Origin of the sequence: Plantibacter auratus (assembly GCF_050587365.1) — a bacterium.
Lineage (GTDB): Bacteria > Actinomycetota > Actinomycetes > Actinomycetales > Microbacteriaceae > Plantibacter > Plantibacter auratus.
Genome location: NZ_JBOBFV010000004.1, coordinates 372,874 through 396,839, shown reverse-complemented (window position 1 = coordinate 396,839; position 23,966 = coordinate 372,874). Strand labels below are relative to the sequence as shown.

At 70.0% G+C, this 23,966-nt stretch carries 25 protein-coding genes; 15 read left to right on the top strand and 10 right to left on the bottom strand.

Annotation, left to right across the window (positions count from 1 at the left end; all coding sequences use genetic code 11):
- Positions 1-316 precede the first annotated feature (316 nt).
- From rpmB to ACQ3HE_RS17040, 8 genes are all read left to right on the top strand, one after another.
- On the top strand, positions 317-553 hold the full coding sequence (gene rpmB, locus ACQ3HE_RS17075; protein ID WP_056010522.1) for a 50S ribosomal protein L28: 237 nt from the start codon (positions 317-319) through the stop codon (positions 551-553).
- Positions 553-720: a 50S ribosomal protein L33 gene (gene rpmG / locus ACQ3HE_RS17070; RefSeq protein WP_056010525.1), complete on the top strand. Its 168-nt coding sequence runs from the start codon at positions 553-555 to the stop codon at positions 718-720. Before rpmB ends, rpmG begins: the two co-directional genes overlap by 1 nt.
- Before the next feature lie 2 nt (positions 721-722).
- Positions 723-1,028: a 30S ribosomal protein S14 gene (gene rpsN / locus ACQ3HE_RS17065; protein WP_064294760.1), complete on the top strand. Its 306-nt coding sequence runs from the start codon at positions 723-725 to the stop codon at positions 1,026-1,028.
- A gap of 114 nt (positions 1,029-1,142) precedes the next feature.
- Complete coding sequence (locus ACQ3HE_RS17060) at positions 1,143-2,561, top strand: DHA2 family efflux MFS transporter permease subunit (RefSeq protein WP_430893574.1); 1,419 nt, start codon at positions 1,143-1,145, stop codon at positions 2,559-2,561.
- A gap of 203 nt (positions 2,562-2,764) precedes the next feature.
- Complete coding sequence (locus tag ACQ3HE_RS17055) at positions 2,765-3,046, top strand: HU family DNA-binding protein (RefSeq protein ID WP_064294762.1); 282 nt, start codon at positions 2,765-2,767, stop codon at positions 3,044-3,046.
- A gap of 160 nt (positions 3,047-3,206) precedes the next feature.
- Positions 3,207-4,376: an exonuclease SbcCD subunit D gene (locus ACQ3HE_RS17050; protein WP_430893570.1), complete on the top strand. Its 1,170-nt coding sequence runs from the start codon at positions 3,207-3,209 to the stop codon at positions 4,374-4,376.
- On the top strand, positions 4,376-7,588 hold the full coding sequence (locus tag ACQ3HE_RS17045; RefSeq protein ID WP_430893569.1) for an AAA family ATPase: 3,213 nt from the start codon (positions 4,376-4,378) through the stop codon (positions 7,586-7,588). Before ACQ3HE_RS17050 ends, ACQ3HE_RS17045 begins: the two co-directional genes overlap by 1 nt.
- Before the next feature lie 108 nt (positions 7,589-7,696).
- Positions 7,697-9,691: a bifunctional copper resistance protein CopD/cytochrome c oxidase assembly protein gene (locus tag ACQ3HE_RS17040; RefSeq protein ID WP_430893568.1), complete on the top strand. Its 1,995-nt coding sequence runs from the start codon at positions 7,697-7,699 to the stop codon at positions 9,689-9,691.
- Between the two features lie 68 nt (positions 9,692-9,759).
- On the opposite strand, the gene ACQ3HE_RS17035 is transcribed toward ACQ3HE_RS17040, so the two are convergent.
- Positions 9,760-10,827, bottom strand: coding sequence for a hypothetical protein (locus tag ACQ3HE_RS17035; RefSeq protein ID WP_430893567.1), 1,068 nt, complete (start codon positions 10,825-10,827; stop codon positions 9,760-9,762).
- A gap of 66 nt (positions 10,828-10,893) precedes the next feature.
- On the opposite strand from ACQ3HE_RS17035, the gene ACQ3HE_RS17030 reads away from it, so the two are divergent.
- Complete coding sequence (locus tag ACQ3HE_RS17030) at positions 10,894-12,153, top strand: ATP-dependent DNA helicase (RefSeq protein ID WP_079003639.1); 1,260 nt, start codon at positions 10,894-10,896, stop codon at positions 12,151-12,153.
- Positions 12,154-12,317: 164 nt separating this feature from the next.
- Positions 12,318-12,752 carry a hypothetical protein gene (locus ACQ3HE_RS17025; RefSeq protein WP_086475145.1) on the top strand — a complete coding sequence of 145 codons (435 nt, stop codon included), beginning with the start codon at positions 12,318-12,320 and terminating at the stop codon, positions 12,750-12,752.
- A gap of 52 nt (positions 12,753-12,804) precedes the next feature.
- Here ACQ3HE_RS17025 and ACQ3HE_RS17020 read toward each other — a convergent pair whose 3' ends face one another.
- From ACQ3HE_RS17020 to ACQ3HE_RS17000, 5 genes are all read right to left on the bottom strand, one after another.
- Positions 12,805-13,509, bottom strand: a complete 705-nt coding sequence (locus tag ACQ3HE_RS17020) for an alpha/beta fold hydrolase (protein WP_430893566.1) — start codon at positions 13,507-13,509, stop codon at positions 12,805-12,807.
- A gap of 87 nt (positions 13,510-13,596) precedes the next feature.
- On the bottom strand, positions 13,597-14,256 hold the full coding sequence (locus ACQ3HE_RS17015) for a biliverdin-producing heme oxygenase (protein ID WP_411557166.1): 660 nt from the start codon (positions 14,254-14,256) through the stop codon (positions 13,597-13,599).
- A 94-nt stretch (positions 14,257-14,350) separates the two neighbouring features.
- Positions 14,351-14,965, bottom strand: a complete 615-nt coding sequence (locus tag ACQ3HE_RS17010; RefSeq protein ID WP_430893565.1) for a DUF1129 domain-containing protein — start codon at positions 14,963-14,965, stop codon at positions 14,351-14,353.
- Between the two features lies 1 nt (position 14,966).
- On the bottom strand, positions 14,967-15,377 hold the full coding sequence (locus tag ACQ3HE_RS17005; protein WP_079707434.1) for a DUF4383 domain-containing protein: 411 nt from the start codon (positions 15,375-15,377) through the stop codon (positions 14,967-14,969).
- Positions 15,378-15,505: 128 nt separating this feature from the next.
- Positions 15,506-15,814, bottom strand: a complete 309-nt coding sequence (locus tag ACQ3HE_RS17000; protein WP_430893564.1) for a DUF2470 domain-containing protein — start codon at positions 15,812-15,814, stop codon at positions 15,506-15,508.
- 146 nt (positions 15,815-15,960) lie between these two features.
- Between ACQ3HE_RS17000 and ACQ3HE_RS16995 the strand changes: the two genes are divergently transcribed.
- The gene (locus ACQ3HE_RS16995) at positions 15,961-17,259 is read left to right on the top strand and encodes a serine hydrolase domain-containing protein (RefSeq protein ID WP_159876281.1); all 1,299 of its coding nucleotides are present in this window, start codon (positions 15,961-15,963) and stop codon (positions 17,257-17,259) included.
- A 107-nt stretch (positions 17,260-17,366) separates the two neighbouring features.
- Positions 17,367-17,918, top strand: coding sequence for a DinB family protein (locus ACQ3HE_RS16990; RefSeq protein WP_430893563.1), 552 nt, complete (start codon positions 17,367-17,369; stop codon positions 17,916-17,918).
- A gap of 26 nt (positions 17,919-17,944) precedes the next feature.
- On the opposite strand, the gene ACQ3HE_RS16985 is transcribed toward ACQ3HE_RS16990, so the two are convergent.
- A complete protein-coding gene (locus tag ACQ3HE_RS16985) occupies positions 17,945-18,508 on the bottom strand; it encodes a CGNR zinc finger domain-containing protein (RefSeq protein WP_430893562.1) in 564 nt (187 codons plus the stop codon).
- A 90-nt stretch (positions 18,509-18,598) separates the two neighbouring features.
- Here ACQ3HE_RS16985 and ACQ3HE_RS16980 point away from each other — a divergent pair, with 90 nt between their 5' ends.
- The gene (locus ACQ3HE_RS16980; protein WP_430893561.1) at positions 18,599-19,534 is read left to right on the top strand and encodes an EamA family transporter; all 936 of its coding nucleotides are present in this window, start codon (positions 18,599-18,601) and stop codon (positions 19,532-19,534) included.
- A 5-nt stretch (positions 19,535-19,539) separates the two neighbouring features.
- On the opposite strand, the gene ACQ3HE_RS16975 is transcribed toward ACQ3HE_RS16980, so the two are convergent.
- A complete protein-coding gene (locus tag ACQ3HE_RS16975) occupies positions 19,540-20,703 on the bottom strand; it encodes an FAD-dependent oxidoreductase (RefSeq protein WP_430893560.1) in 1,164 nt (387 codons plus the stop codon).
- Positions 20,704-20,766: 63 nt separating this feature from the next.
- A complete protein-coding gene (locus tag ACQ3HE_RS16970) occupies positions 20,767-21,339 on the bottom strand; it encodes a hypothetical protein (protein WP_430893559.1) in 573 nt (190 codons plus the stop codon).
- A gap of 41 nt (positions 21,340-21,380) precedes the next feature.
- Here ACQ3HE_RS16970 and ACQ3HE_RS16965 point away from each other — a divergent pair, with 41 nt between their 5' ends.
- Positions 21,381-22,046: an SIMPL domain-containing protein gene (locus ACQ3HE_RS16965; RefSeq protein WP_430893558.1), complete on the top strand. Its 666-nt coding sequence runs from the start codon at positions 21,381-21,383 to the stop codon at positions 22,044-22,046.
- Positions 22,047-22,054: 8 nt separating this feature from the next.
- On the opposite strand, the gene ACQ3HE_RS16960 is transcribed toward ACQ3HE_RS16965, so the two are convergent.
- Positions 22,055-22,963 (bottom strand): EamA family transporter, encoded by a 909-nt coding sequence (locus ACQ3HE_RS16960; protein WP_430893557.1) that lies wholly within the window; start codon positions 22,961-22,963, stop codon positions 22,055-22,057.
- Positions 22,964-23,045: 82 nt separating this feature from the next.
- Between ACQ3HE_RS16960 and ACQ3HE_RS16955 the strand changes: the two genes are divergently transcribed.
- Positions 23,046-23,927: a LysR family transcriptional regulator gene (locus tag ACQ3HE_RS16955; protein ID WP_079707425.1), complete on the top strand. Its 882-nt coding sequence runs from the start codon at positions 23,046-23,048 to the stop codon at positions 23,925-23,927.
- Positions 23,928-23,966: the final 39 nt, after the last annotated feature.

Here is a 23,966-nt window from a genome sequence, read left to right as displayed (position 1 = left end):
TTGCGCCGATGGTACTGCAGGGGGGACCCTGTGGGAGAGTAGGACACCGCCGGACTTCTTCGTTGAAATGGCCACCCAAGGTTCTTGGGTGGCCATTTTGCGTTAACACGCAGTGCGTGAACGCGCAGCGCGTTCAGTGGTAGAAACACGAATTTGCAAAACGCCTGGTCACAGCGTACGCTTGACCCTTGGTGTGGACGCTCCATGTCCACATCGTGTCCACGATCCCTCACCGCTCACGCCGACGGGGATCGCGCACGCCGACAAGAGATCTTGGGCAGGGCAGTCGCCCTGCGGTAATGAAGGAGAAACTACTATGGCAGCAGTGTGCCAGGTGACAGGAGCCGTTCCCGGCTTCGGTCACAACATCTCGCACTCGCACCGTCGCACGAAGCGCCGCTTCGACCCGAACGTGCAGAAGAAGACCTACTACGTGCCCTCGCTGCGTCGTAACGTCACCCTGAAGGTGTCCGCCAAGGGCATCAAGGTGATCGACGCCCGTGGCATCGAATCCGTCGTCAAGGACATTCTCGCTCGTGGGGTGAAGATCTAATGGCTAAGCAGCAGGACGTCCGTCCAATCATCAAGCTCCGTTCGACGGCTGGTACCGGTTACACGTACGTGACCAAGAAGAACCGTCGCAACAACCCAGACCGTCTCGTGCTCAAGAAGTACGACCCCGTAGTGCGCAAGCACGTTGAATTCCGAGAGGAGCGCTAAACATGGCTAAGAAGAGCAAGATCGCCCGTAACGAGCAGCGCAAGGTTATCGTCGACCGCTACGCCACGAAGCGCGCCGAGCTGAAGAAGGCCCTCGTCGACCCCGCCGGGACCGACGAGTCGCGTGAAGCAGCTCGCCTCGGCCTCCAGAAGCTTCCTCGCAACGCTTCGCCGGTTCGCCTCCGCAACCGCGACGCGATCGACGGTCGCCCGCGAGGCAACCTCTCGAAGTTCGGCATCAGCCGCGTTCGCTTCCGCGACATGGCGCACAAGGGCGAACTGCCCGGCGTCCGCAAGTCGAGCTGGTAACACCCGCTCAGTCGGAGCTCACATTCCGCTGACACAGCATCGCAACACCGAAAGGGCCGTCCGCATCGCGGGCGGCCCTTTCGCGTTGTCGGCGACAACTGCAAGGATCGAACGATTCCCACACCCACCGAGGAGGCGCTGCTGGACGTCCGCACGCAACGAGCCATCGCCCTCCTGGTCGCCGGCTGCTTCTTCATGGAGAACCTCGACGGGACCATCCTCACCACAGCCGCACCGAGTATCGCCCGGGACCTCGGTACCTCGTCGACCGCCGTCGGGCTCGCCGTCACCGCATTCCTGCTCACGGTGGCCGTCCTCATCCCCGTCAGCGGTTGGCTGACGGACCGGTTCGGTGCCAAGCGCATCTTCGCACTGGCGATCGCGGTGTTCACGATCGCCTCCGTGCTGTGTGCGTTGAGCTCGAGCCTGCCGATGCTCGTCGGCTTCCGGGTGCTCCAGGGTGTCGGCGGGGCGTTGATGGTGCCGGTCGGCCGCCTGGCCGTGCTCCGGGTGACGCCCAAGGAGCGGTTGATCCAGGCCATCGCCCTCCTGACGTGGCCGGCCCTCGCCGCCCCGATCATCGCGCCGTTCCTCGGTGGGGTGATCACCCAGTACGCCTCCTGGCACTGGATCTTCCTCATCAACGTGCCGATTGGTGTCGTCGCGTTCATCGTGGCGCTCCGCATCGTCCCCGACTTCGCCGCCGACGAGGTGCCTCCGCTCGACTGGCTCGGCCTGTCGCTCGCCTGCGTCGGGCTCGCGTCGCTCCTCGTGGCGGCGTCCCTGGTGTCCGGCGCCGGGTTCGATGCACGGTGGTTCGCCGGGTCGCTCGTAGCAGGTGTCGTCCTGCTCGCTTTCGCGATCCGGCACCTCTTCCGTGTCCCGCACCCGTTCGTCGACCTCCGCTCGCTGCGGATCGAGACCTTCCGGCTGGCCAACGCCGGCGGCAGCGTTTACCGGCTCACGATCAGTGCCGTCCCCTTCCTCCTGCCGCTGCTGTTCCAGGACGCCTTCGGCTGGACGCCCGTGCAGACCGGTTCGATGGTGCTCTTCCTCTTCGCCGGAAACCTCGCGATCAAACCGGCGACGACCTGGATGCTGCGGCGGTTCGGATTCCGTCTGGTGCTCGTGTCGTCGAACCTGATCGGGGTCCTGTGCATGGCCGGGATGGCGTTCCTCACCGCTGACACGTCGATCGTGCTGACGGCGATGCTGCTCTTCGTCAGCGGGGTCGCCCGGTCGATCGGCTTCACGGCTTACAACACCATCACGTTCGCCGACGTCGAATCCGCTGCGATGTCTCGGGCGAACACGCTCAACTCGACCCTGCAACAGGTCGCGAGCGGCTTCGGTGTCGCCGTCGGGGCGATCCTGCTGACGACCGGATTCTCCCTCGAGGACGGGGTCGGTGGCGGCCAGCTGCTGCCGTATCAGTTCGCGTTCCTCGCGATCGCCGTCCTGACCCTCTTCCCGACGATCGAGGCGTGGTTGCTGTCGCGAGCTGCCGGGCACAGCGTCATCGGGGTCCGCTGAGCGCTCGCACCGACGGCTCCCAGCTGGGAAACGACCGACACGCAGGCCCGATTGTCCGCGTAGAGCGCAGAAATCCGCGAAATCTCGCGGATTGCTGCTACATTCGAGGCGGTCACACCGACCAGTTGGTGCCGTATCAGCGACACCTTCGCTACCAACACATCAGCTGTACGTTGCAGCAACGTCCGAGGAGGACCCTCACAATGGCAAATTTGAACAAGACCGAACTCGTCGCCGCCATCGCCGCATCGACCGGCCAGAGCCAGGCGACCGTCGGCAGCGTTGTCGACGCGCTGTTCACCACCGTCGCTGAGACCGTCGCCACGGGCGGCAAGGTCTCGATCCCGGGTTGGATCGCCTTCGAGCAGACCGACACCGCCGCTCGCACGGGCCGCAACCCGCAGACCGGCGCCGAGATCCAGATCCCGGCCGGCAAGCGCGTCAAGGTGACCGCCGGCTCGAAGCTCAAGGCTTCCGTCAAGTAGGTCGTCGCGGGCGTCAGCCCGCACGGACTCGGACCACGGAGACACTCCGTCGGTCCAGACCACACAGCAGGGCGTCGCGCGAGCGGCGCCCTGCTGTCGTTCGTCCGGGTGCCGTCCGGGGTGCGGCGAGGTGTCGGCGGCTCGGCCTAGCATTGCTGTCATGCGGATCCTCCACACCTCGGACTGGCACCTCGGCCGTTCGCTGCACGGGGTCGACCTGCTCCCCTTCCAACGCGACTTCCTGGCGCACCTCGAGCAGACGGTCGTGGACCACCAGGTCGACGTCCTCCTCGTCGCCGGAGACATCTACGACCGCGCCATCCCGCCGGTCGAGGCGGTGACGCTCCTGTCGGAGTCGCTCGGGCGGCTTGCTGGCCGCACCCGGGTCATCCTCGCCCCGGGCAACCATGATTCGGCCATCCGGCTCGGTTTCGGCGCCGCCATGCTGCGCGACGGGATCGACATCAGAGCCGACCTCGCGCGGGTCGGCGAACCGGTCCTGGTGGACGACGAACACGGGCCCGTCGCCTTCTACCCGCTGCCCTACCTCGACCCCGACACCGCACGAGGGGTGCTGGCCCCGGACGACCAGCCGCTCGCGCGGTCGCACGCCGCCGTCATGGGTGCAGCCCTCGAACGCGTCCGAACCGATCTCGCGGAGCGTCGCGAGCACGGAACGGTCCGATCGGTCGTGGCCGCGCACGCCTTCGTCATCGGTGGTCTCGCGAGCGACAGCGAACGCGACATCCGGATCGGCGGGGTCGATGCGGTGCCCGCCAAACTGTTCGACGACTTCGACTACGTCGCGCTCGGCCACCTCCACGGTGCGCAGCGCGTCGGGGCCGCGACGGGCGTCGAACGCATGCGGTACTCCGGCTCGCCGCTCGCCTACTCCTTCTCCGAACGCAACCAGGTGAAGTCGAGCGTGCTGGTCGACCTCGCCGCCGACGGTTCCGTGCACCTGGAGCTGCTGCCGGCGCCGGTGCCCCGTCGGCTCGTCGACGTCACCGGAACCCTCGCAGAGCTGCAGGGCCCCACGGGAGACGACGCCGTCGACGCCTGGGTGCGGGCCACGGTCACCGACGACGTCCGGCCACCGGAGCTGTACGCGACGCTGACCCGGCGCTTCCCGCACCTGCTCGTCTGGTCGCACGCGCCGGCGAACCGCTCCGAGGAGGCTCGCGCCGCAGCCGTCACGGCGGTCTCCGACCCGGTCGAGGTCACCGCCGAGTTCATCGAGTACGCGACGGGTGCACCGGCGACCACTCGCGAGCGGGAGCTCATCGCGGCGGCGAACGAGGCAGCACTCGCCGCGGAGGTGAGTGCCTGATGCGCCTGCACCGACTCACGCTGCAGGCCATCGGGCCGTACGCCGGTGAGCACACCATCGACTTCGTCGAACTCGGGCGGGCTGGTCTGTTCCTCCTGGAGGGACCGACCGGCGCCGGCAAGTCCACGATCATCGACGCCATCGTGTTCGGGCTGTACGGCGAACTGGCCGGTACCGGGGCCAGCAAGGACCGCCTCCACTCGCACCACGCGCAGCCCGGGACGGAACCGTTCGTGGAACTCGTCTTCGAGACCGGATCCGGCGTGTACCGGGTGCGGCGGACGCCGGCCTACCAGCGGCCGAAGCAGCGCGGTGCCGGCTTCACCCCGCAGCAGGCGAGCGCCACCCTCGTCCGCCTGACCGATCCCGACGCACTGGCCGGAGAGACCCTGTCGACCCGCGCGCAGGAGATCGGTCCTGAGATCAGCCGGATCGTCGGTCTCACCCGGGAACAGTTCGTCCAGACCATCGTCCTCCCGCAGGGCGAGTTCGCGAGGTTCCTCGCCGCCGGCGGTGAGGAGCGCAGCGAACTGCTCCGGTCCCTGTTCGGGACGGAGCACTACGAGCGGGTCGCCAAGCACCTCGTCGAGCAACGTCGGCAGGCCCAACGCGACATCGAAGGCGCACGAGAGGCGCTGGGCCGCGCGATCGCCCGGTTCGCGGGAGCGGCCGAACTCGACGACGCACGGGAACTCGTCGCGGGCAAGGGAGCGGACACCCCGGCCGGGATGGACGTCCCAGCGGCGGTCGATGCCGAGTCAGGTGCTCCCGCGACTGCCGGAGATCCGTCGGCTGCGGAGCCCGACCCAGACCCCGACGTCGCGACTCTCGCGGTCCCGCTCGAACCCGATTCCGAAGACCTCGTCGGTGACGCCACGCGCATCGTCGCCGTCCTCGAGCGCCACGCCGCAGCCGACGCCTCGACCGCTTCGGAGGCGCGGGTCGCCCTGGAGGGCGCTCGCACCGAACACGCTGCGGCCCAGACGCTGCTCGCGTCCATCGAACGTCGCGCGGAGCTGCTGACCGAGCGCGAGCTGCTCTCGGTGGACGACGAACCGGTCGCGCGGCTCTCCGAACGGATCGCGGCAGCGGCTCGGGCGGACACCGTCGCGTCCGCGCTCGCCGGAGCGGCCACGGCATCGGCGGCGCTCCAGGATGCCATCGCGTCGCTCGCCGCGATGGAGGAGCAGGCCGACGAGGCGATCGTCGCTCTCGACGATGCGTCCGTCACCGCGCGCCGCGAATCCCTCACCGTCGAGCGAGCGTCGATGGCGGCCGTGCTCGTCCTCGAAGCCGCCGACGCCGACCGGGAACTCGCGCTCGCAGCACTCGCCGAGGAGCTCGCGACCGTCGACGAACGGCTCGCCGAGCTCGCAGCGGAACAGACGCGACGGGACGCCCGCCGGGCAGCGCTCAGCTCGGCACCGGAGCGCGCCTCGCGTGCGGCCACCGAGTCGGCCAGGGCCGCCCGGTCCGTCGAGCGCGCGGCTGAACGCCGTGCGGTGCTGGATCGGGTGGACGCGGCCGACGAACGCCTCGCGGGGCTCGCCGACGAGGTCACCGAGGCCGCCACGGCTGCGAAGGCGGCGATCGACGTCGAGACGTCGCTGCGCCTCCGGAGGATCGAGGGCATGGCGGGTGAACTCGCCACCGGCTTGCGGGACGGCGAGCCGTGCAGCGTCTGCGGCTCGCTCAGCCATCCGGCGCCCGCGGTGCTCGACGGAGACCACCCCGACGCGGACGCGGTCGAAGCGGCATCCGTCGCGCGGGCCGACGCCGAGGCGAGGATGCAGTCGGCGCAGAGCGCCCGGGACATCGCCCGGGCGGAGCGCCGTCGCCTCGTCGAGCAGTTCCTCGCGCTGGCCGACGACCCGGGCGACGTTGCCGCGGCCGGCTCCACCGACGCTTCGACGACGGCGACAGCCGGGTTCGACCCGGTCGCTGCGCGGGCGGCCGTCGATGCGGCCGCTGCGGAGGCCGAGCGGCAGCACGCGGAGGCCGTGGTCATCGCCGAGGAGGCGGACGCCGAGGTCGCGGAGGCCGGACGCCTCGCGGAGGAGCACCTGGCCGGCGTGGTCGCGGTGTCGGAACGCACCGCCACCCGGGCGACACTGACCGAGCGGCTCGCCGCCGCGCAGCGCGTCCACGAGCAGGCCCGCGCCGAGGTGGCCGGCGTCCTCGCCGGTCGAGCGGCTTCACTTGCCGAGCTCGACGCGATGCTCGAGGCCGAGCTCTCCTCGCTGTCGCTGCTCGCGGCGGCACGAGCGACCGTCGCTGACCGGCGCCTGCGCGACGCCGAGCGCGCGGTCGAGCTGGAGGCGGCACTCGAGCGGGCCGGGTTCGCCGACCGCGCGGCCGCGGAAGCCGCAGCCATGAACGGGGTCGAACGGGCGAGCGCCGAGGCGCGGGTGGCCGACCACCTGCGTCACACGACCGCGAACGCCGAAGCACTCGCGAGCCCGGCCATCGCGGGAGTCGCCGGTACCGCCGCACCCGACGTCGAAGCGACGGCCCGACGACTGGCCGACGCCGAAGCGGCGGCAGGCATCGCGACCGCGGCGGCCGCCGTCTCCGCACGACGAGCGACCAACGCGGCGGCGGCCTGCACGGCGCTCGCCGAGGCGGCCGACGAGAACGCCGACGCGGTCCGCGAGGCCGCGGCCGTCGTCCGCCTCGCCGACGTGGTGTCTGCCACGGGCAGCGAGAACAGCACGAAGGTCACCCTCGGCACCTACGTGCTGCTGCGCCGCTTCGAGGATGTCGTGGCGGCGGCGAACGCGCGCCTGGAGTCGATGTCAGGCGGGCGCTACGAGCTCGTCCGCAGCGATGTCAAGGAAGGACCCTCCCGCAGCCAGCGCGTCGGGTTGTCGCTCACGGTCCACGATCACCGGACCGACCGGCGTCGCGATCCGAAGTCGCTGTCCGGTGGCGAGACGTTCTACGCCTCGCTCTGCCTCGCACTCGGGCTGGCGGACGTCGTGACGGGCGAGGCCGGCGGTGTCGAGCTCGGCACGCTCTTCGTCGACGAAGGGTTCGGCAGCCTCGACCCCGAGACGCTCGACACCGTGATGGCCGAACTCGGTCGGCTCTCGGCTGGCGGCCGCGTCGTCGGCGTCGTCAGCCACGTCGAGGAGATGAAGCAGCGCATCGGCGAACGCATCGAGGTGCGGCGGCTGGAAGACGGCTCCTCGACCCTGCTCGTCCGGGCGTGAGCGGCGCCCTTCGACAGGCTCAGGGACCGGTGGTTCGGCTGAGGGACCGGTGTTTCGGCTGAGCCCGCTGCGGTCGGGGTTCCCAGCAGCGCCGCGTAGGCTTGCAGCGTGAATCGTGTCGTCCGCCTCGCGGGTCCTGCCCTCCTGCTCCTCGTGGCTGTGGCGACCCTCCTCGCGGGTCTGGCCTTCGGCGGTGGAGCGGATGCGCAACTCCTGGGCGATCCCGGCGCCGTGGTGCGGTGGGGGCTCCCGATCGCACAACTGCTCGTCAACCTGAGCGCCGCCGTCACCATCGGTGCGTTGCTCATGGCCTGCTGGGCGCTCAGCCCGGACCGGCGCGAGTACGGGGCGGCGCTCGACGTCGCCGCAGCCGGCGCCGCGGTCTTCACCGTCGCGTCAGGCGTGACGGGCTTCTTCACCTTCCTGAACGTCACGCAGGTGCCGCTCACCTTCGACGACGCGTTCGGCGCGAAGCTCAGCCTCTTCTTCACCGGGATCGAGTCGGGTCAGGCCTGGCTGCAGACGACCCTCATCGCCGCGGCCGTCACGGTGCTCTGCTTCGCCGTCCGCAACCACACGGTGCTCGTGTTCGTCTTCGGGCTGTCCCTCGTGTCGCTGCTGCCGATGGCCCAGCAGGGCCACTCCGCCGAGGCGAGCGGGCACAACGCCGCCGTCACCGCGCTCGGCCTGCACCTCGTGTTCGCCGCCATCTGGCTCGGCGGTCTGCTCACGCTCGTCTTCATCCGCAAGACCCTCGAAGACGGCCGGCTCGCCCCCGTGCTCATGCGGTACTCGACCGTGGCACTCGTGTCCTTCGTCGTCGTGGCGGTCTCCGGATACGTGAGCGCCGAGCTGCGCATCGGCTCGCTCGACCGCCTGGGCACCCCGTACGGCATCCTCGTCCTCGTCAAGGTCTTCGCGCTGCTGGCGCTCGGCCTGTTCGGCGCGCTGCAGCGTCGGGTGCTCATCGGCCGCATCGAGCGCTCCGCCGCTGCGCGAGCTGACACCCCGGCGGGCCGCACCGGCACCTTCTGGTGGCTGGTCGCCCTCGAGCTCGGGTTCATGGGCATCGCCTCCGGTGCCGCCGCGGCCCTGGCGAAGACCGCCCCGCCGGTCGACCAGACCGTGCCGACCGCGCCGACACCCGCGGTGCTGCTCACCGGGGAGGAATTGCCGCCGGAACTGACCTTCGCGCGGTACTTCACCGAGTGGAACATCGACCTGCTGTGGTTGCTCGCCTGTGCCTTCGGCATCTTCTTCTACATCGCGGGTGTCGTCCGCCTCCACCGCCGCGGCGACTCCTGGCCGATCCTCCGCACCGTCAGCTGGGTGCTCGGCCTGCTCGTGCTCTTCTACCTCACCTGCGGCGGCATCAACGTCTACCAGCCGTACCTCTTCAGCGTGCACATGCTCGGACACATGGGCCTCACCATGCTCGTCCCCGTGCTCCTCGTCCCCGGAGCGCCTGTCACACTGCTCGCGCGGGCGGTGCGGAAGCGCTCGGACGACTCCCGAGGGGGTCGGGAGTGGGTGCTCCTGGCCGTGCACTCGAAGTTCGCGGGGATCGTCTCGAACCCGATCGTCACCGCGGTGCTCTTCGCCGGATCACTCTGGGTGTTCTACTACACGCCGCTGTTCCGCTGGTCGATGGAGGACCACATCGGCCACGAGTGGATGGTCGTGCACTTCCTCATCACCGGCTACCTCTTCGTGCAGTCGCTCATCGGCATCGACCCGGTCCCGTATCGCCTGCCGTACCCGATGCGGCTCCTGCTGCTCTTCGCGACGATGGCGTTCCACGCGTTCTTCGGGCTGGCGATCATCTCCTCGACCGGGCTGTTCCTCGCCGACTGGTTCGGGGCGATGGGACGCACGTGGGGGCAGGCACCGCTCCTCGACCAGCAGACGGGCGGCGGGATCGCCTGGAGCGTCGGCGAGATCCCGACCCTGGCGCTCGCCGTCGCGGTCGCGATCTCGTGGAGCAAGAGCGACGCGAAGGACCAGAAGCGACTCGATCGCAACGCGGACCGCACGAACGACGCGGAGCTCAACGAGTACAACGAGCGTCTCGCGCGCATGGCGGCCAACGACACCCGCTCCTAGCCCGCGAACTGTCACTCCGGAACAGTGTGAGGGGTGTCGGACTGTGTCGGAGTGACAGTTCGCGGGCTTCAGCGGAGGTCGATGTAGAGGGAGCCGTCGTCGCGGATCGTCACGAACGCCGACAGCGTGAACGGGACGTCCTCGTCGAGGGTCGAGACCGTGCCGTCGAACAACGACTTCACGTCGACGACGAGGTGCGCGGCTCCGGCCGTCGCAGGCATCTGCCAACCGCTGTCGCCCGGCTGGACCGCCACCACGGGGTAGGCCGCGATGGACCACACCGGTAGGTCGTCCACGCGATCGCGGATCACCATGCCGAACGGGCACCCAGTGGGCTGGAGGACCTGTTGCGTGGCGCAGTTGTCGAGGTAGCCGTCGATCTGCGTCTGGACCTCCCCGACGAAGTCCGAGGTGGCACTCGCGGTCACCTCGGCGTCGACGACGCTCGCGATCTCGGTCGTCGTCGCCGTCTCCACCGACGCCGCCAGGTAGGTGGTGTCGACGTCGAAGTCGACGCTGCCCGGCGTGAAGGTGAGGAGCGGGATGGTGGAGGTGAAGGCCCCCTCGGTCCCTTCCGCGACGCGGCGGGTGTCGAGCTCGAAGCCGTTCGCCCGGAACCCGGTCGTGTGCGCGACCGTCAGCTGGACGACGCTCAACGGGCTCGTCTCGAAGCGCCACGACGGGAACAGCCCGAAGGTGCGCTCGCCGCTCGTGATCGAGAACACCGTGCTGTGCGGCTGCCCAGCGAGTCGGTACGAGAAGGTGACCTCGTGGGCGCCCGAGCCCGTCGTGACGTCGGAGACGAGGCGCACGTCCTCGATCGTGCCGAGCGCCTCGCTCCGGAGCAGGGCGTCCGAGCTCTCGGCCGGCAGGCCCGCGTCGGCGAGTTCGGCGGAGCTCAGGGCGACTCCGGGCAACGCGAGCGCGGTCGCGGCGTCGTCGTCTGCGAGGGCGTCCAGGTAGCCGCGCGCGAAGGAACCGGCGCCGTAGACGTCGCGGGCGACGGCCGACCAGGCGGAGACGATGGCCGCGACGAGCAGCGCCGCGATGCAGAGCCACAGCACGACGGCGCGGACGAGCGCACCGCGCACCGTTCCCGGGCGTCGCAGCTCCCCACGTGTCGCGACATGGCTCATCCTGACATCCTAGGCGGGCACCTCGCGTAGGATTGGAGGGCGAAAACGGGAGGGAACCGAAGCATCATGAGCGTAGCCCTCTCCGCCGAGCAGCAAGCCGTCTTCGACCGCATCGAGAGCACCCGCGAGCACCTGTTCGTGACGGGTCGAGCGGGCACCGGGAAGTCGACGCTCCTCAACCACCTCGCCTGGAACACCTCGAAGCAGCTGGCCATCTGCGCCCCGACGGGTGTCGCCGCGCTGAACGTCGGCGGCCAGACGATCCACTCGTTGTTCCGCCTGCCGATCGGGCTCATCGCCGACCACACGATCGACCAGAACGATCAGACCCGCAAGCTGCTCAACTCCATCGACACCCTCGTCGTCGATGAGGTCTCCATGGTGAGCGCCGACCTCATGGACGCCATGGACCGGAGTCTCCGGCAGGCCCGGCAGCGGCCGCGCGAGCCGTTCGGTGGCGTGCAGATCGTGCTCTTCGGCGACCCGTACCAGCTCGCTCCGGTGCCCGGCAGCCTCGAGGAACGGGCGTACATCGCCGACACCTACCGCTCGTTCTGGTTCTTCGACGCCAAGGTGTGGTCCGAGACTCCGCTGCAGCTCGTCGAGCTCACGGAGATCCACCGCCAGCACGAGGCCGAGTTCAAGTACCTGCTCAACGGCGTCCGGCATGGCCAGGTCACCGCCGAGATGGCCGGCCGGCTGAACGGCATGGGCGCCAGGACTCCTCCCGAAGACGGCGTCATCACCCTCGCGAGCCGCAACGACACCGTCGACCGCATCAACAAGGCGGCGCTCGCCAAGCTCGACGGCAAGCCACTCACCGCCAACGCGGAGGTCTCGGGCGACTTCGGCGGCCGGGCGTTCCCCGCCGACGAGGCGCTCGACCTCAAGGTCGGTGCGCAGGTCATGTTCCTCCGCAACGACAGCGAGCGTCGCTGGGTGAACGGCACGCTCGGGACCGTGGTGAAGATCGACTCCACCGTCTGGGTCGAGGTCGACGGCGAGCAGTTCGAGGTCGAGCCGGCGACGTGGGAGAAGTACAAGTACTCCTACTCCTCGGTGACGAAGCAGCTGAAGCGCGACATCGTGGCCGAGTTCACGCAGTTCCCGCTGCGGCTCGCGTGGGCGGTCACCATCCACAAGTCGCAGGGCAAGACCTACGACCGCGCGATCGTCGACCTCGGCAGCCGCGCGTTCAGCCCGGGGCAGAGCTACGTGGCGCTCAGCCGCATCTCGACGCTCGACGGTCTCTACCTCTCCCGGCCGCTGCGCCCGAGCGACATCATCGTCGACACCGACGTGAAGCGGTTCATGTCGGGGCAGTAGCGTCTCCGGTCTCGGCCGAAGCAGTCCGGTCCCTGAGCCTGTCGAAGGGCGGCGTTGCAACGGTCGCACGTGCCCTTCGACAGGCTCAGGGACCGGGGTTGGGCTTAGGGATCGGCAGAGTTTGTGCGAGCGGGACTGCACCCGAAGAACTACGATTGTCGCTCATGACCTATGGACAAGCTCAGTGGCCGCAGCCCGGTCCGATCACCGCCTGGCGCACGCTCGAGCTGAACGCCAGCAAGCCGCCGTTCGCCGGATACTGGGGGTTCATCCCACTCGTCGTGCGCATCGACGGCTTCGAGCACCGACCGACCTGGGGACCGTCGCAGTTCACGGTTCCAGCCGACCGTCCCGTGCAGGTCTCGTGCTCGATGGCCTGGCTGTGGGAGTTCGGCCGTGCCGACTACCTGCTGCAGCCCGGCGAGGCGCCGACGCTCGACTACATCGCGCCGGCGCAGCAGTGGGTCTCAGGCTCGCTCGCACCGAGAGGTCAGGCGGTCATCAAGGGACGCGGCGTGCAGATCGCGATGTACGCCGTCCTCGCGCTGGTCTTCGTCGCCATGTTCGGCGTGCTGGCGCTCTCGCTCGCCATGTCCTGATCGGACCTCCGCCGCCCGCATTGCCCTGAGTCGTTCGCCGGGTCGTGTGACCTCAGGTGCGGTCGACGGCCCGGAGCAGGATCGCACCGAGCTCGGCCGGCTTCGTGAACTGCGGCCAGTGGCCCGTCGGCAGATCGACGAACTCGACGTCGCGCAGCCGTGCCAGTTCCGCGACGTACGGGTGGCCCTGTTCCATCAGGCCGCGCAGCATCTCCGAGGAGAACTCGCACGCGACCACGGTCGCCGGCACGGAAAGGCGGCGGTCGTCCTCGGAGAGCTGCTGTCGGTCGACGGCGACGCCCTTCGGTTGCGGGACGGCTCTGGCGCGGAACTGTTCACGGAGCTCGTCGTCCAGGTCGACGAGGTCCTCCGCGTCGAACACCGTCCAGTCGGGTAGCGGGATCTCGGAGCCCGACGAGGGGAGTTCCTCGTTGATGCACGTGCCGTCGGCGAGTGGGCCCGAGTCGACGTAGACGGCGCGGACGACGCGGTCGGGGCGGGCGTCGATCGCGGCGGAGATGATGGCGCCGCCGCCGGAATGCCCGACGAGCACGACTGGCTCGGTGCCGGAGTCGATCTCGGCGACTACGGCGTCGACGTGGTCGCGCAGGCCGATGCCGGCGCGGTCGGCACTGACGCTCTCGAGACCGGGGAGGGTGAGCGGTCGGACCCGGTGACCGGCTGCCTCGAGCGGGGGTGTGACCGCACTCCACGAGGATGCGTCGAGCCAGAAGCCGGGTACGAGGATGACGTCCATGCCCGAGATGCTACGCCGCGCGAGCGACACGCGGGAGGGGCGTTTCGCCGACCGCACGGCGCCCGGCCGAGGGCTGAGACGGACGGGTCAGGCGACGTCGGTCGCTGCGGCCTTCGCGGTCGCGAGGTCGCGGAAGAGGTCGGTGTTGAAGCGGTACGCCACCATGACCTCGTCGATCACGCGGGCCTGCTCCTCGTCGTCCCACGGGACGGCGTCGAGCTGCTCGCGGTAGGTGTCCTTGAACTCGCGCGGCTTCGCGATGTCGCCGAAGAGGTAGAAGCCGACGCCGTTGGTGTCGAAGCCGAACTGACGCTGCATGAGCGTGCGGATGATCTGCCCGCCCGAGAGGTCGCCGAGGTACCGGGTGTAGTGGTGCGCGACGAAGCCGCCGGGCCAGACGGCGCCGACCTCGTTGATCCGTGCCACGTACCGGGCAGTGGTGGGGAGTGGGGTGATCTGTTCGCGCCAGTCCGGACCGATGAGGAACTCGAGGTCCTGCACGATGGCGGGGAGCCGCGTCAGCTTGTCGCTGATGAACGGAGCGGCGACGGCATCGGCGCGCATGCGGTCGGCTGCGGCCTCGAGCGCTTCGTAGATGAAGAAGTGCTGCGCCACGAGGGCGATGTAGTCCTCCTTCGAACCCTTCCCGGTCATGAGGTCGCTCATGAAGTCCGCCCCCTCGCTGGAGGAGTGGCCGGAGGATGTGCGCTCGCGCAGGGCCTGGGAGAAGGGGATCACAGTGCTCATGTCGGACTCCGCGTCGGCTGGTTCGGTAAGGGTTGCCTAAGTGTAACGGGCCGGGCTGGTGAACGGGACGGTGGATCTGTCGCTGTGGAGGGAATCAGTGGCTGCTGTGCAGGGAACCGTGCGGGACCGCGAACGCACCGGCGTTGGTCTGGGCCAGTGCCGGTGTGGTGATCGCCGCCACGACCGCTGCCCCGGCGAGCAGGGTGAGCACGTACCGTCCGGTGCTCGGCTCGCGACGTGGCCGACGGCTCGCTCGCGTCACCAGGGCGTCGAGCTCGAGTTCGTCCGGCGCCGTCGACGCGAGAGTGACCCGCCGGAGTCGCCGTGCGAGCACCCCGGCGACGATGAGCAGCAGGACCGTGGACGAGAGGGTCGGCAGGAACGGCGGCACGGTCGTGACGCCGAGGGAGGCGAGTCCGTACAGCGCCACCCAGATGACGACCGTGCCCACCGTGCCGGCGAAGGACGCTCGGAGACCCGGCACCCGGTCGCGGACGAGGACCACGACGGACCACAGCAGTGCGGCGACGCCCAGGGTGACGAGCGGGATCGCGCCCACGGGGGAGGACCCGGCGCCGGTCGCGATCAGCACGAGACCGGCGCCGAGCGCGCACATCGCGAGCAGGCTGTTCGAGATCGACGTCGTACCGGTGCTGACCGCGGTGTCGCCTCCCGCTCGGACGTCCTGACGCTCGACGGAGACCGACATGTCAGGCCGTCGCCACCCGCTGCGTTCGCTTGTCCGCAGCCAGTCCGGCACCGAGCAGCACCACGGCGCTCGCGAGGTGGAGGAAGTGGTCGGCCGTGTTGAGCGCGAGGATGTTGAGCGCGGAGCCCACGATGAAGAACCCGACGACACCGAGCAGGAGGTAGAACCCGCCGACCACCGTGTTGACGGTCTTGGCCGCGACGACGTTCGAGAGCCCGGCGATGAGCAGTGCCGCGCCGATGAGGACGTGCGCGATGTTGTGCAGCGGGTTGACCTCGAAGATCCCGAGCAGGAGACCACCCTCGGTGGTGAGGAACGGCAGGCCGCCCGCGACGATCCCGCCGAGGAGTCCGACGACCACGTAGACCGCGCCGAAGACGGCGGCGAGGAGCCGGTTGGGTGAATGACGCATGGGAATGCCTCCTGATCCTTCGTGCCGCGAGTCGTCTCGGGGCGTTGAGGAGTTCGGAGGTGCGGGCGTCGACGGTTTGGTCACCTGAGATGGTCATCCGCGGTCGACGGCCGAGGGGCGGCCGTCGCTCAGTCGTGCGGGCGTGGCTCCACGCCCAGACGGGCGCACGCCGCGTCGTAGAGGGCGACGACCTCGCGTCGGATCTCGCCGCGCTCGGTGATGGTGCCGGCGAGCCAGGGCACCCGCCCACCCGCGGCGGTGCCGTCGACCGTCCAGGTCCACTGTCCACCCGTCCCGTCCAGCGCGATCATGGTGGCGGCTTCGGCTGCCGGTTCCAGGAAGGCGCGCACGATGAGCACGTTGTCGTCGGGGTGGTCGCCGTTCATGTGTGCCAGGACGGCGTCGACGGTGGTCTGGGGGAAGGCGTTCGAGGTCACCTCTCCAGGGAACACCATCGACGGGCCCCGCACCAGGTCCGCCGCCCGAGTGACCGGCACGCGGCGTGCGACCGCAGCTCTCAGCCGCGCCCGGTTACAATCGGGAACAGTCTGCAGCTCCGCAGGCCGCTCATCAGGGGGATGACTTGACTGCAACAGCTCCGAGGCGCCGGCGTCTCGCCGCACTCCTTACCGCGGCGACCCTCGCGACGGTGCTCGTCGGCTGCTCGGGCCCCTCGGTGTCCGACACCGACTTCCCCGACCAGGTCAGCGGCACGCTCGCGAGCGACACGACCGACGCCATCACGGCGGCGGTCGAGGCCGCTGTCGCCCAGTCCGGATCCTCCGGCGCCATCGTCGGCGTCTGGGCGCCGTGGGCCGGGAGCTTCACGGCCGGCGTCGGCACGACCGAGCCGGGTGGCAAGACCAAGATGGACCCGTCCATGGTCTACCGCATCGGCGACACCACGCGCCCGATGACCTGCACCGTGCTCCTCGAGCTCGTCGACGAGGGCAAGATCAAGCTCACCGACCAGGTCCACAAGACGCTCCCGCAGGTTCAGGGCATCGAGGGCATCACCTACCAGCAGCTGTGCCAGGGCACGTCGGGGCTCGGTACCTACACGCCCGCGCTCAACACCCAGTTCACCACCAACCCGACCCGCAACTGGTCGATGGCCGAGATCCTCGCGAACGGCCTCGCGAGCGGGACCCGGACGGCTCCGGGGGCACTCTTCGGTTCGAGCGACACCGGGTACATCCTGCTCGGCATGGCGCTCGAGGAGCTGACCGGTCAGTCCTGGCAGTCCCTGTACGACCACTACGTCTTCTCACCGCTCGGCATGTCGAAGTCCAGCTTCCCCGACGCCTCCACCGTCGCACTTCCGGGCGCGCACCCCAAGGGGTACCTGACGCCGCGCATCGCGGATGGCACCTACCAGTGCGACGCGCCGACCGACGAGACCGAGCTGTCGCCCTCGATGGTGTGGACCGCCGGTGGCGTCGTCTCCTCGGTCGACGATCTGCGGAAGTTCACCCAATCATTCGCGTCCGGCTCGCTGCTGAACGACAGCACCTTCAAGAAGCAGTGGAAGGACCCCGTCTCGCTGGGCGAGGCTGAGCCGACCTGGAAGAGCTTCGGTGTGGGCGGGTTGCAGGTCGGTCCCCTCCGGGGGCAGGCTGGCGCGATCCCCGGCTCGCTCTCGGCGGCCTTCTCCGACCCGACCTCCGGACTGACGGTCGTCGTCATGCTCAACAACTCGACGCTCGGTGCGGGCTTCGCGCAGACGCTCGCGATGCAGCTCGCCTCGATCGGTGCGAAGGCGGCACCGGCGAGCGGCCAGAAGGCCCCCGAAATCGCACTCCCGTGGTCCGGGCAGCAGATGGCGGAGCAGCTCGCCGCCTCGGCGATGGTCTGCGCCCCGCCGGTCGCCCCCGCCGGGTAGCGGAGGCATCGGCACGGTGCCGTCAGCGGGTGAGCGTGGCGGCGGATCGCGGCACGATGACACTTTCGCGAGGGTCGCTGGGCCGTGTCGCTTCCTAGAGTGAACCCATGACGACGAACACCCCCGAGGACGACACCATCGTCCCGGACACGAAGAACTGGACCTGGGTCCTCGAGCGCGCCTGTCCCGAGTGCGGGATGGACACGTCGCGGTTCGGGTTCCGGGACCTCCCCGGGTTGATCCTGGAGAACGCCGCCGCGTGGCCGACCGTGCTGGAGCGCGCCGACGTCCGGGAGCGGCCCGACCCGCAGACCTGGTCGCCGCTCGAGTACGCGGCCCACGTGCGGGACGTGTTCCGCATCTTCGACGTCCGGCTGCGGGTCGTCCTCGACGAAGACGATCCCGCGTTCGAGAACTGGGACCAGGACGCGACGGCTCTCGAGGAGCGCTACGGCGAGCAGGACCCGAACCGGGTGTCGGCGGAGCTGGTCGAGGCCGCGACGGTGCTTGCCGCAGCGTTCGAGCGGGTACCGGACGAGGCGCTCACGCGGACGGGTCGACGGAGCGACGGCGCGCGCTTCACGACCGAGACCCTCGGCCGCTACTTCATCCACGACCCGGTGCACCATCTCTGGGATGTGACGAGCGCGCGGTCGTGAGCGTCGTGTGTGCCTGCTGACGGCCGCTACTGCGCCCGTGCGCGGAACGCGATCGTGTTGACCCGGTTGCTGCAGCGGACGGAGCAATAGCGTTTCGAACCGTTGCGGGACAGATCGACGAGCAAGCCGTCGCAATCGTCGGCGCCGCAGAGCCGCAGGCGGTCCCAGGCGTCGGACCGGACGACGTCGACGAGTGCCATGGCGATCTCGGTCTGGACGCGGTCGACGAGCGGTGCGTCGAACTCGGTGGCGTGGAGGTGCCAGTCGAAGCCGTCGTGGCGGCGCAGCTGGGGGAGCGCGGCGGACTCCCGGAGCATCGCGTTGATCTCGGTGACGGAGCGGTCGCGGGTGTCCGGGGCGTCCGCGTCGGAGGCCCAGAGTGCGTGGATCCGTTCCCGGAGCCTGGCCACCGCGGCCCGCTCGGGCTCATCGCCGTCGACCCGACCCGAGTACCGACTGACCCGCAGGAGCTCGACGAGTTGTGGCGGTGTCGCGAGCTCGTCGAGTCCGCTCCGGGACGCCGATGCGCGGGTGTTCACGAGCAGCGCGGCGAAGAGCAGCGCATCCTCGGTGTCAGGGGCAAAATGCAAGTTGACTCCTTACTCTCTCCGAGGGTAGCTTCATCTCAGCCGGGCGTCCACCTCTTCTGCCGGCCCCACTCGCGGCAGCTGGAGACACCCATGAAGCACACGTCCTCGACCACGGTCGGTCTGCTCGTCGCGGTACTCGCCGCGGTCGCGTTCGGCACCTCCGGAGCGTTCATCAAACCGGTGCTCGCATCGGGGTGGAGCCCCGCTGCCGCGGTCACCGTCCGTGCCCTGATCGGCGGCCTGGTACTCGCCCCGTTCGCCCTCATCGCGCTCCGCGGTCGCTGGGACGCGGTCTGGCGTGGACGCTGGCGACTGCTCGGCATGGGCCTCATCGGGGTGGCGGCGACGCAGCTCGTCTACTTCGCGGCGCTGCAGACCATCGCCGTCGGGACCGCGATCCTCGTCGAGTACATGGCACCGCTGCTGCTCGTCGCCGTCGCATGGGTGCTGACCCGACGTCGTCCCGCGACGGTCGTGCTCGTCGGCTCCGTCGTGTCGCTCGTCGGGCTCGTGCTCGTCGTCGCTCCGAGCGGTGGCTCGACGCTCGACCCGGTCGGCCTGGTGTTCGCCATCCTCGCGATGGTGGGCTGCGCCGCGTACTACGTCATCTCGGCGCGGCCGGCGAAGGGGCTGCCCCCGGTGGCGTTCGCCGCCATCGGTCTGCTCATCGGGGCGCTCAGTCTGTGGCTCGCGGGGCTCGTCGGCGTGCCGTTCACGACCTCCGACGCCGACGTCACGGTGCTCGGCACCGACGTCGTGTGGTGGGTGCCGCTCCTGTTCGTCGGGGTGGTGTCGACGGCCGTCGCCTATGCGGCGAGCATCACCGCGAGTCAGATGCTCGGCTCCCGACTGGCCTCCTTCGCGGGCCTCCTCGAGGTGGTCGCGGCGACCGGGTTCGCCTGGATCCTCCTGGGGGAGCAGCTGTCGCTCGCGCAGCTCCTCGGCGGGGTGTGCATCCTGCTCGGGATCGGCTTCGTGCGCTCCGAGCGGGCTCCCGCCGTGCCGATCCCCGTCGCGGTGCAGTGACGGGGTCAGCGGTGTGGGACCGGGACGGCGGCGTCGAGGTCGGCGAGGATCGCCAGGACCGCCGCCCGCCCGGCCCGGTTCGCGCCGACCGTCGACGCTGAGGGGCCGTACCCGATGAGGTGCACCCGCGGCTCGTCGGCCGCCCTGGTGCCGTCGATCCGGATACCGCCCCCGGGCAGTCGGATGCCGAGCGGTGCGAGGTGGTCGAGCGCCGCTCGGAACCCGGTGGCCCAGAGGATGGCGTCGACCGGGAGGAACGAGCCGTCGGCGAGGACGACCCCGTGCTCCTCGATGCGGCGGAACATCGGCTGACGCACCAGGACGCCGCGCGCCTCGGCCGCTCGCGCCCACGGCGTCCAGTGCATCCCCGTCACGGAGATCACGCTGCCCGGTGGGAGGCCTTGGCGCACGCGTTCCTCGACACCCTTGATCGCCTCCACCCGGGCGGCGGTGTCGAAGTCGTCCTCCACCCACTCCGGTTCGCGTCGTGTCATCCACACCGTCTCCGCCACCCGCGAGATCTCCTCGAGCAGCTGGATGGCCGAGATGCCGGCACCGACGACGACGACGCGTTGGCCGCGGAACTCGTCAGCGGAGACGTAGTCGGCCACGTGCAGCTGGCGTCCGGCGAAGTGTTCCCGTCCCGGGTACGCGGGCCAGAACGGTTTCGTCCAGGTGCCCGTCGCGTTCACGACCGCCCGCGCCCGGAACACGGCGGCGGGGGAGTCGGTGCCAGAAGAGTCAGCGCCCGAGGAGTCGGCGCTCGCCGCGGTCTCGACGAGGAGTCGACCGTGCGGGTCGTCGCCCTCGCGGCGGACGGCGCGGACCTGCACCGGGCGGCGGACTGCGAGGGCGAAACGCTCTTCGAACGCCGCGAAGTACGGCGGAATGACGTCGACACTCGGCGAGGCGGGATCGAGCTCGGGCTTCGGCATGCCGGGCAGGTCGTAGATCCCGTTGACGGTCGACATGGTGAGCGAACGCCATCGGTGCTGCCAGGCGCCGCCCGGGGCGTCGTTCGCGTCGAGGACGACGAAGGTGCGTGCTGCGGTCGCGGCCTCGGTGGTGCCCAGCGGGACGAATCCGCGGCGATGCAGGTGGTACGCGGCCGACAGTCCGGCTTGACCCGCGCCGATCACGACGACGTCGACGGTCTCCGGAGTGCTCACGTGCTCTGCAACGTCGTCGACCGCTCCGGCATTTCCGACGGGGTCCGGGCTCGCGTCCGCGATTCAGCCGTGGGCCAGGACCTGCACGCCGATGACGAGGACACCCAGGAGCACGAGGGCCGCGAGCGCGATGAGCTGTTGCCAGACGGACAGCCGGGCGCGCCGGACGGCGACCCACCCGCTGAGCCCGAGAGTGACGAGGTAGACGATCGCGGACACGCGGAGGGAGGTCTCGAGTTCCATGACGTCGAACACGGCGAGCACGAGCAGGACGGTGGGGGTCGCGACGGTGAGGAGCGAGCCCCACGCGATCCGGAGCATGGAGTGCCACCCGCGCTCGTCGGGGAACGCACCGTGGGCGGCGAGGTGCGCGATCATCTCGGCGACCAGGCCGGCGAGGGTGATGCCGACCACGCCGATGACGAGCGAGAAGAGCGCATCCGGCGCGTCGTGGTGCTCCACGTTCGCCGCCAGCACGAGGACGATCGCGAGGCCGGTGAAGGTCGCGTAGACGCGCTCCTTGAGGTACTTCGCGACGGTCTCCACATCGCCCGGCGGGAGTCCCCGACTGGCTGGACCGTACTCATTCCCCCGTCGTCCATGTCGTCGATCCGCCCAGGTTCCGCCGTCCGTCATGGTCCAGAGCGTAGCCGCCGTCGCGGGATAGAGTGCCGGGTATGAGTGAAACGATCATCACCGTCGAGGGCCGCTTCGACTACCACCACCCGGCTGAGCGTGGGACCGTCCTCATCTCGGCGGGGTTCCAGGGGCCGGAACGTGAGCCCGTCGTCTCCCACACCACCGCGCTGCACCGTGCGCTCAGTCAGGCGGCGGAGCAGCTCCGCGCGCAGTCGGCCGTGACCTGGTGGTCGGCCGATCGCTTGCGGGTGTGGAGTGAGCGGCCGTGGAACAAGGACGGGAAGCAGTTGCCGCTCGTGCACCATGCGTCGGTCGCGCTCGAGGTGAAGTTCGCCGACCTGCAGGCGCTGGCCCGCTGGGCCGAGGAGATCGCGACCCAGGACGGCGTCACGGTGACGGGTGTCACCTGGGCGCTCACCGAGGTGACGAAGCACCGCATCACGGCCGAGGCCCAGCACAACGCCGTCCGCGACGCCGTTGACCGCGCGACCGCCTACGCGCGGAGCCTCGGGCTGGGCACCGTGCGGCCTGTTGCGCTGGCCGATCCCGGCATGCTGGGTGACGAGACCCGCACCTCGGGGACCCAGACCACGGCGCCGATGATGCGCGGGGCCGCCGCACCCGCCGGCGACACCGGCCTCGACCTGAAGCCGGAGGACATCACCGTGTCCTCCCGGGTGCACGCCCGCTTCGCCGCGTCCTGACCTGACGATCAGCTCGGCGCAATGCTCGGCTGCACTTCGGGTGCGCGACCGCGCCGAGCTGAGAGCACGGCGCCGATTCCGGCACCGACCACGCAGGCGATGCCGAGCCACTGCGGTGTCGTGAGCTCCTGACCGAGCACGAGGAGCCCGGCGATCGCGGCGATGGCCGGCGCGGACGCGAGCAGGATCGAGAAGGTCGCGGCGCTGAGTCGGCGGAGGGCGACGAGCTCCAGCGCGTACGGCACGGCCGACGAGAGTGCGGCGACACCCAGCCCGAGCAGGAGGATGACGGGATCGAACAGCGCGGTGCCGGCGGTCGTCGCGGCGAGCGGGATGGTCACGAGGGCGCCGATGGCGGCGGCGATCGCCAGACCGTTCAGGCCGGGGAACTCCGTCCCCGTTCGCGCCGACAGCAGGATGTAACCGATCCAGAGGGCGCCGGCGGCGAGTGCGAGGACGACGCCGATCGGATCGAGTGCGGCCGTCGGTCCGCTGTGGAGGAGCACCCCGCCGAGGAGGAGGACGCCGACGAGGGCGACGCCCGCCCAGAGCGCGCTCGTCCATCGACGACCCGCGATGACGCTGAGCGCGAGCGGGCCGAGGATCTCGAGGGTCACCGCCGGGCCGAGCGGGATGCGGTCCAGTGCCAGGTAGAAGCAGACGTTCATCGCGGCGAGGACGAGCCCGAAGCCGACCGCCGATCCCCAGGCGCTGCTCGGGTGTCCGCCCAGGGCCGGGCGGGCGACGGCCAGCAGGATGAGCGCGGCGAACACGAGCCGCAGCGTCACCATGCCGATCGGACCGACCTGCGGGAACAGCGTGACCGCGATCGACGCGCCGAGCTCCTGGCAGACGAGTCCGGCCAGGACGAGGAGGGCGCCGGTCGCCGCCTGGCTCGGTCGCGGTCTGCGGATCACTGCACCACGCTAGCGCGCCCCGGTCACCGAGCTTGTCGAGGTGCCGCCCCAGCCGGGCTCGCCGGTGCGGCATCATGAGGGCATGAGGATCGACGAACTCGCGTACCTTCGGGCGCTCGCCGAAGACGGTCACGTCCCGTACGCCGCTGAGGCGCTCGGTATCTCCCAGTCGACGCTCACGCGGGCGATCGGTCGGCTCGAGGCGGACGCCGGGGTCGAGTTGTTCGATCGCCACCGCAGCCGGCTCGAACTCAACCGCTACGGCGAGATCCTCCTCGTGCACGCGCTCCGGGCGCAGACCGAGCTCGACAACGCGCAGTCGCGGATCGACGAGCTCCGCGACCCGTCGGCCGGACTCGTGTCCATCGCCTACGTCTCGTCCCTCGGTGGCTGGCTCATTCCGCGCATCGTGAGCGAGTACCGCCAGCTGCTGCCGGACATCAGGTTCGTCCTCGACGGCGGGAAGGCCGACAGCGTGCTGGACGCGCTCCGCTCCGGCTCGGCCGACGTCGCCTTCCTCAGCCCGGAACCGCGGGATCCGGACATCGAGTGGCGTCCGCTCACCTCCGAGCGGCTCGCGCTCGGCGTGCCGGTCGGGCATGCGCTCGCCGATCGGACGTCGTTGGCTGCGTCCGACCTCGAGCAGACGGAGTTCCTCGCGATGACGACGGACTCGGGGCTCCGGCAGATCGCGGACGCGTACTTCGCGAGGCACGGCGTCGTGCCTCGGGTGACGATGGAGGTGTCCGAGCTGTCGACGCTCCGTGGTCTCGTACGCGCCGGGGTCGGGATCGCGGTCCTCCCCGATTCCACGAGTATGGAGGGCGTCGTGCTCGTCCCGCTCGACGACGAGGCGGTCCGGGTGATCGGTGTCGCCACCAGCCGTGCCCGGGCGGTGTCGCCGGCCGTCGAGCAGTTCGTGCGGTTCGTCCGCGAGGAGTGGGTGAGCGCGCGGATCCACTGAGTCGCCCAAACCTGCACGAAGTCGACCGGGATCCGAGCC

Excerpts from the sequence above, each read along its gene's own strand:
- rpmB (WP_056010522.1), top strand. The coding sequence starts at position 317 with ATGGCAGCAGTGTGCCAGGTGACAGGAGCCGTTCCCGGCTTCGGTCAC.
- rpmG (WP_056010525.1), top strand. The coding sequence starts at position 553 with ATGGCTAAGCAGCAGGACGTCCGTCCAATCATCAAGCTCCGTTCGACG.
- rpsN (WP_064294760.1), top strand. The coding sequence starts at position 723 with ATGGCTAAGAAGAGCAAGATCGCCCGTAACGAGCAGCGCAAGGTTATC.
- ACQ3HE_RS17055 (WP_064294762.1), top strand. The coding sequence starts at position 2,765 with ATGGCAAATTTGAACAAGACCGAACTCGTCGCCGCCATCGCCGCATCG.
- ACQ3HE_RS17050 (WP_430893570.1), top strand. The coding sequence starts at position 3,207 with ATGCGGATCCTCCACACCTCGGACTGGCACCTCGGCCGTTCGCTGCAC.
- ACQ3HE_RS17045 (WP_430893569.1), top strand. The coding sequence starts at position 4,376 with ATGCGCCTGCACCGACTCACGCTGCAGGCCATCGGGCCGTACGCCGGT.
- ACQ3HE_RS17035 (WP_430893567.1), bottom strand. The coding sequence starts at position 10,827 with ATGAGCCATGTCGCGACACGTGGGGAGCTGCGACGCCCGGGAACGGTG.
- ACQ3HE_RS17030 (WP_079003639.1), top strand. The coding sequence starts at position 10,894 with ATGAGCGTAGCCCTCTCCGCCGAGCAGCAAGCCGTCTTCGACCGCATC.
- ACQ3HE_RS17025 (WP_086475145.1), top strand. The coding sequence starts at position 12,318 with ATGACCTATGGACAAGCTCAGTGGCCGCAGCCCGGTCCGATCACCGCC.
- ACQ3HE_RS17020 (WP_430893566.1), bottom strand. The coding sequence starts at position 13,509 with ATGGACGTCATCCTCGTACCCGGCTTCTGGCTCGACGCATCCTCGTGG.
- ACQ3HE_RS17015 (WP_411557166.1), bottom strand. The coding sequence starts at position 14,256 with ATGAGCACTGTGATCCCCTTCTCCCAGGCCCTGCGCGAGCGCACATCC.
- ACQ3HE_RS17010 (WP_430893565.1), bottom strand. The coding sequence starts at position 14,965 with ATGTCGGTCTCCGTCGAGCGTCAGGACGTCCGAGCGGGAGGCGACACC.
- ACQ3HE_RS17005 (WP_079707434.1), bottom strand. The coding sequence starts at position 15,377 with ATGCGTCATTCACCCAACCGGCTCCTCGCCGCCGTCTTCGGCGCGGTC.
- ACQ3HE_RS16990 (WP_430893563.1), top strand. The coding sequence starts at position 17,367 with ATGACGACGAACACCCCCGAGGACGACACCATCGTCCCGGACACGAAG.
- ACQ3HE_RS16980 (WP_430893561.1), top strand. The coding sequence starts at position 18,599 with ATGAAGCACACGTCCTCGACCACGGTCGGTCTGCTCGTCGCGGTACTC.
- ACQ3HE_RS16970 (WP_430893559.1), bottom strand. The coding sequence starts at position 21,339 with ATGACGGACGGCGGAACCTGGGCGGATCGACGACATGGACGACGGGGG.
- ACQ3HE_RS16965 (WP_430893558.1), top strand. The coding sequence starts at position 21,381 with ATGAGTGAAACGATCATCACCGTCGAGGGCCGCTTCGACTACCACCAC.
- ACQ3HE_RS16955 (WP_079707425.1), top strand. The coding sequence starts at position 23,046 with ATGAGGATCGACGAACTCGCGTACCTTCGGGCGCTCGCCGAAGACGGT.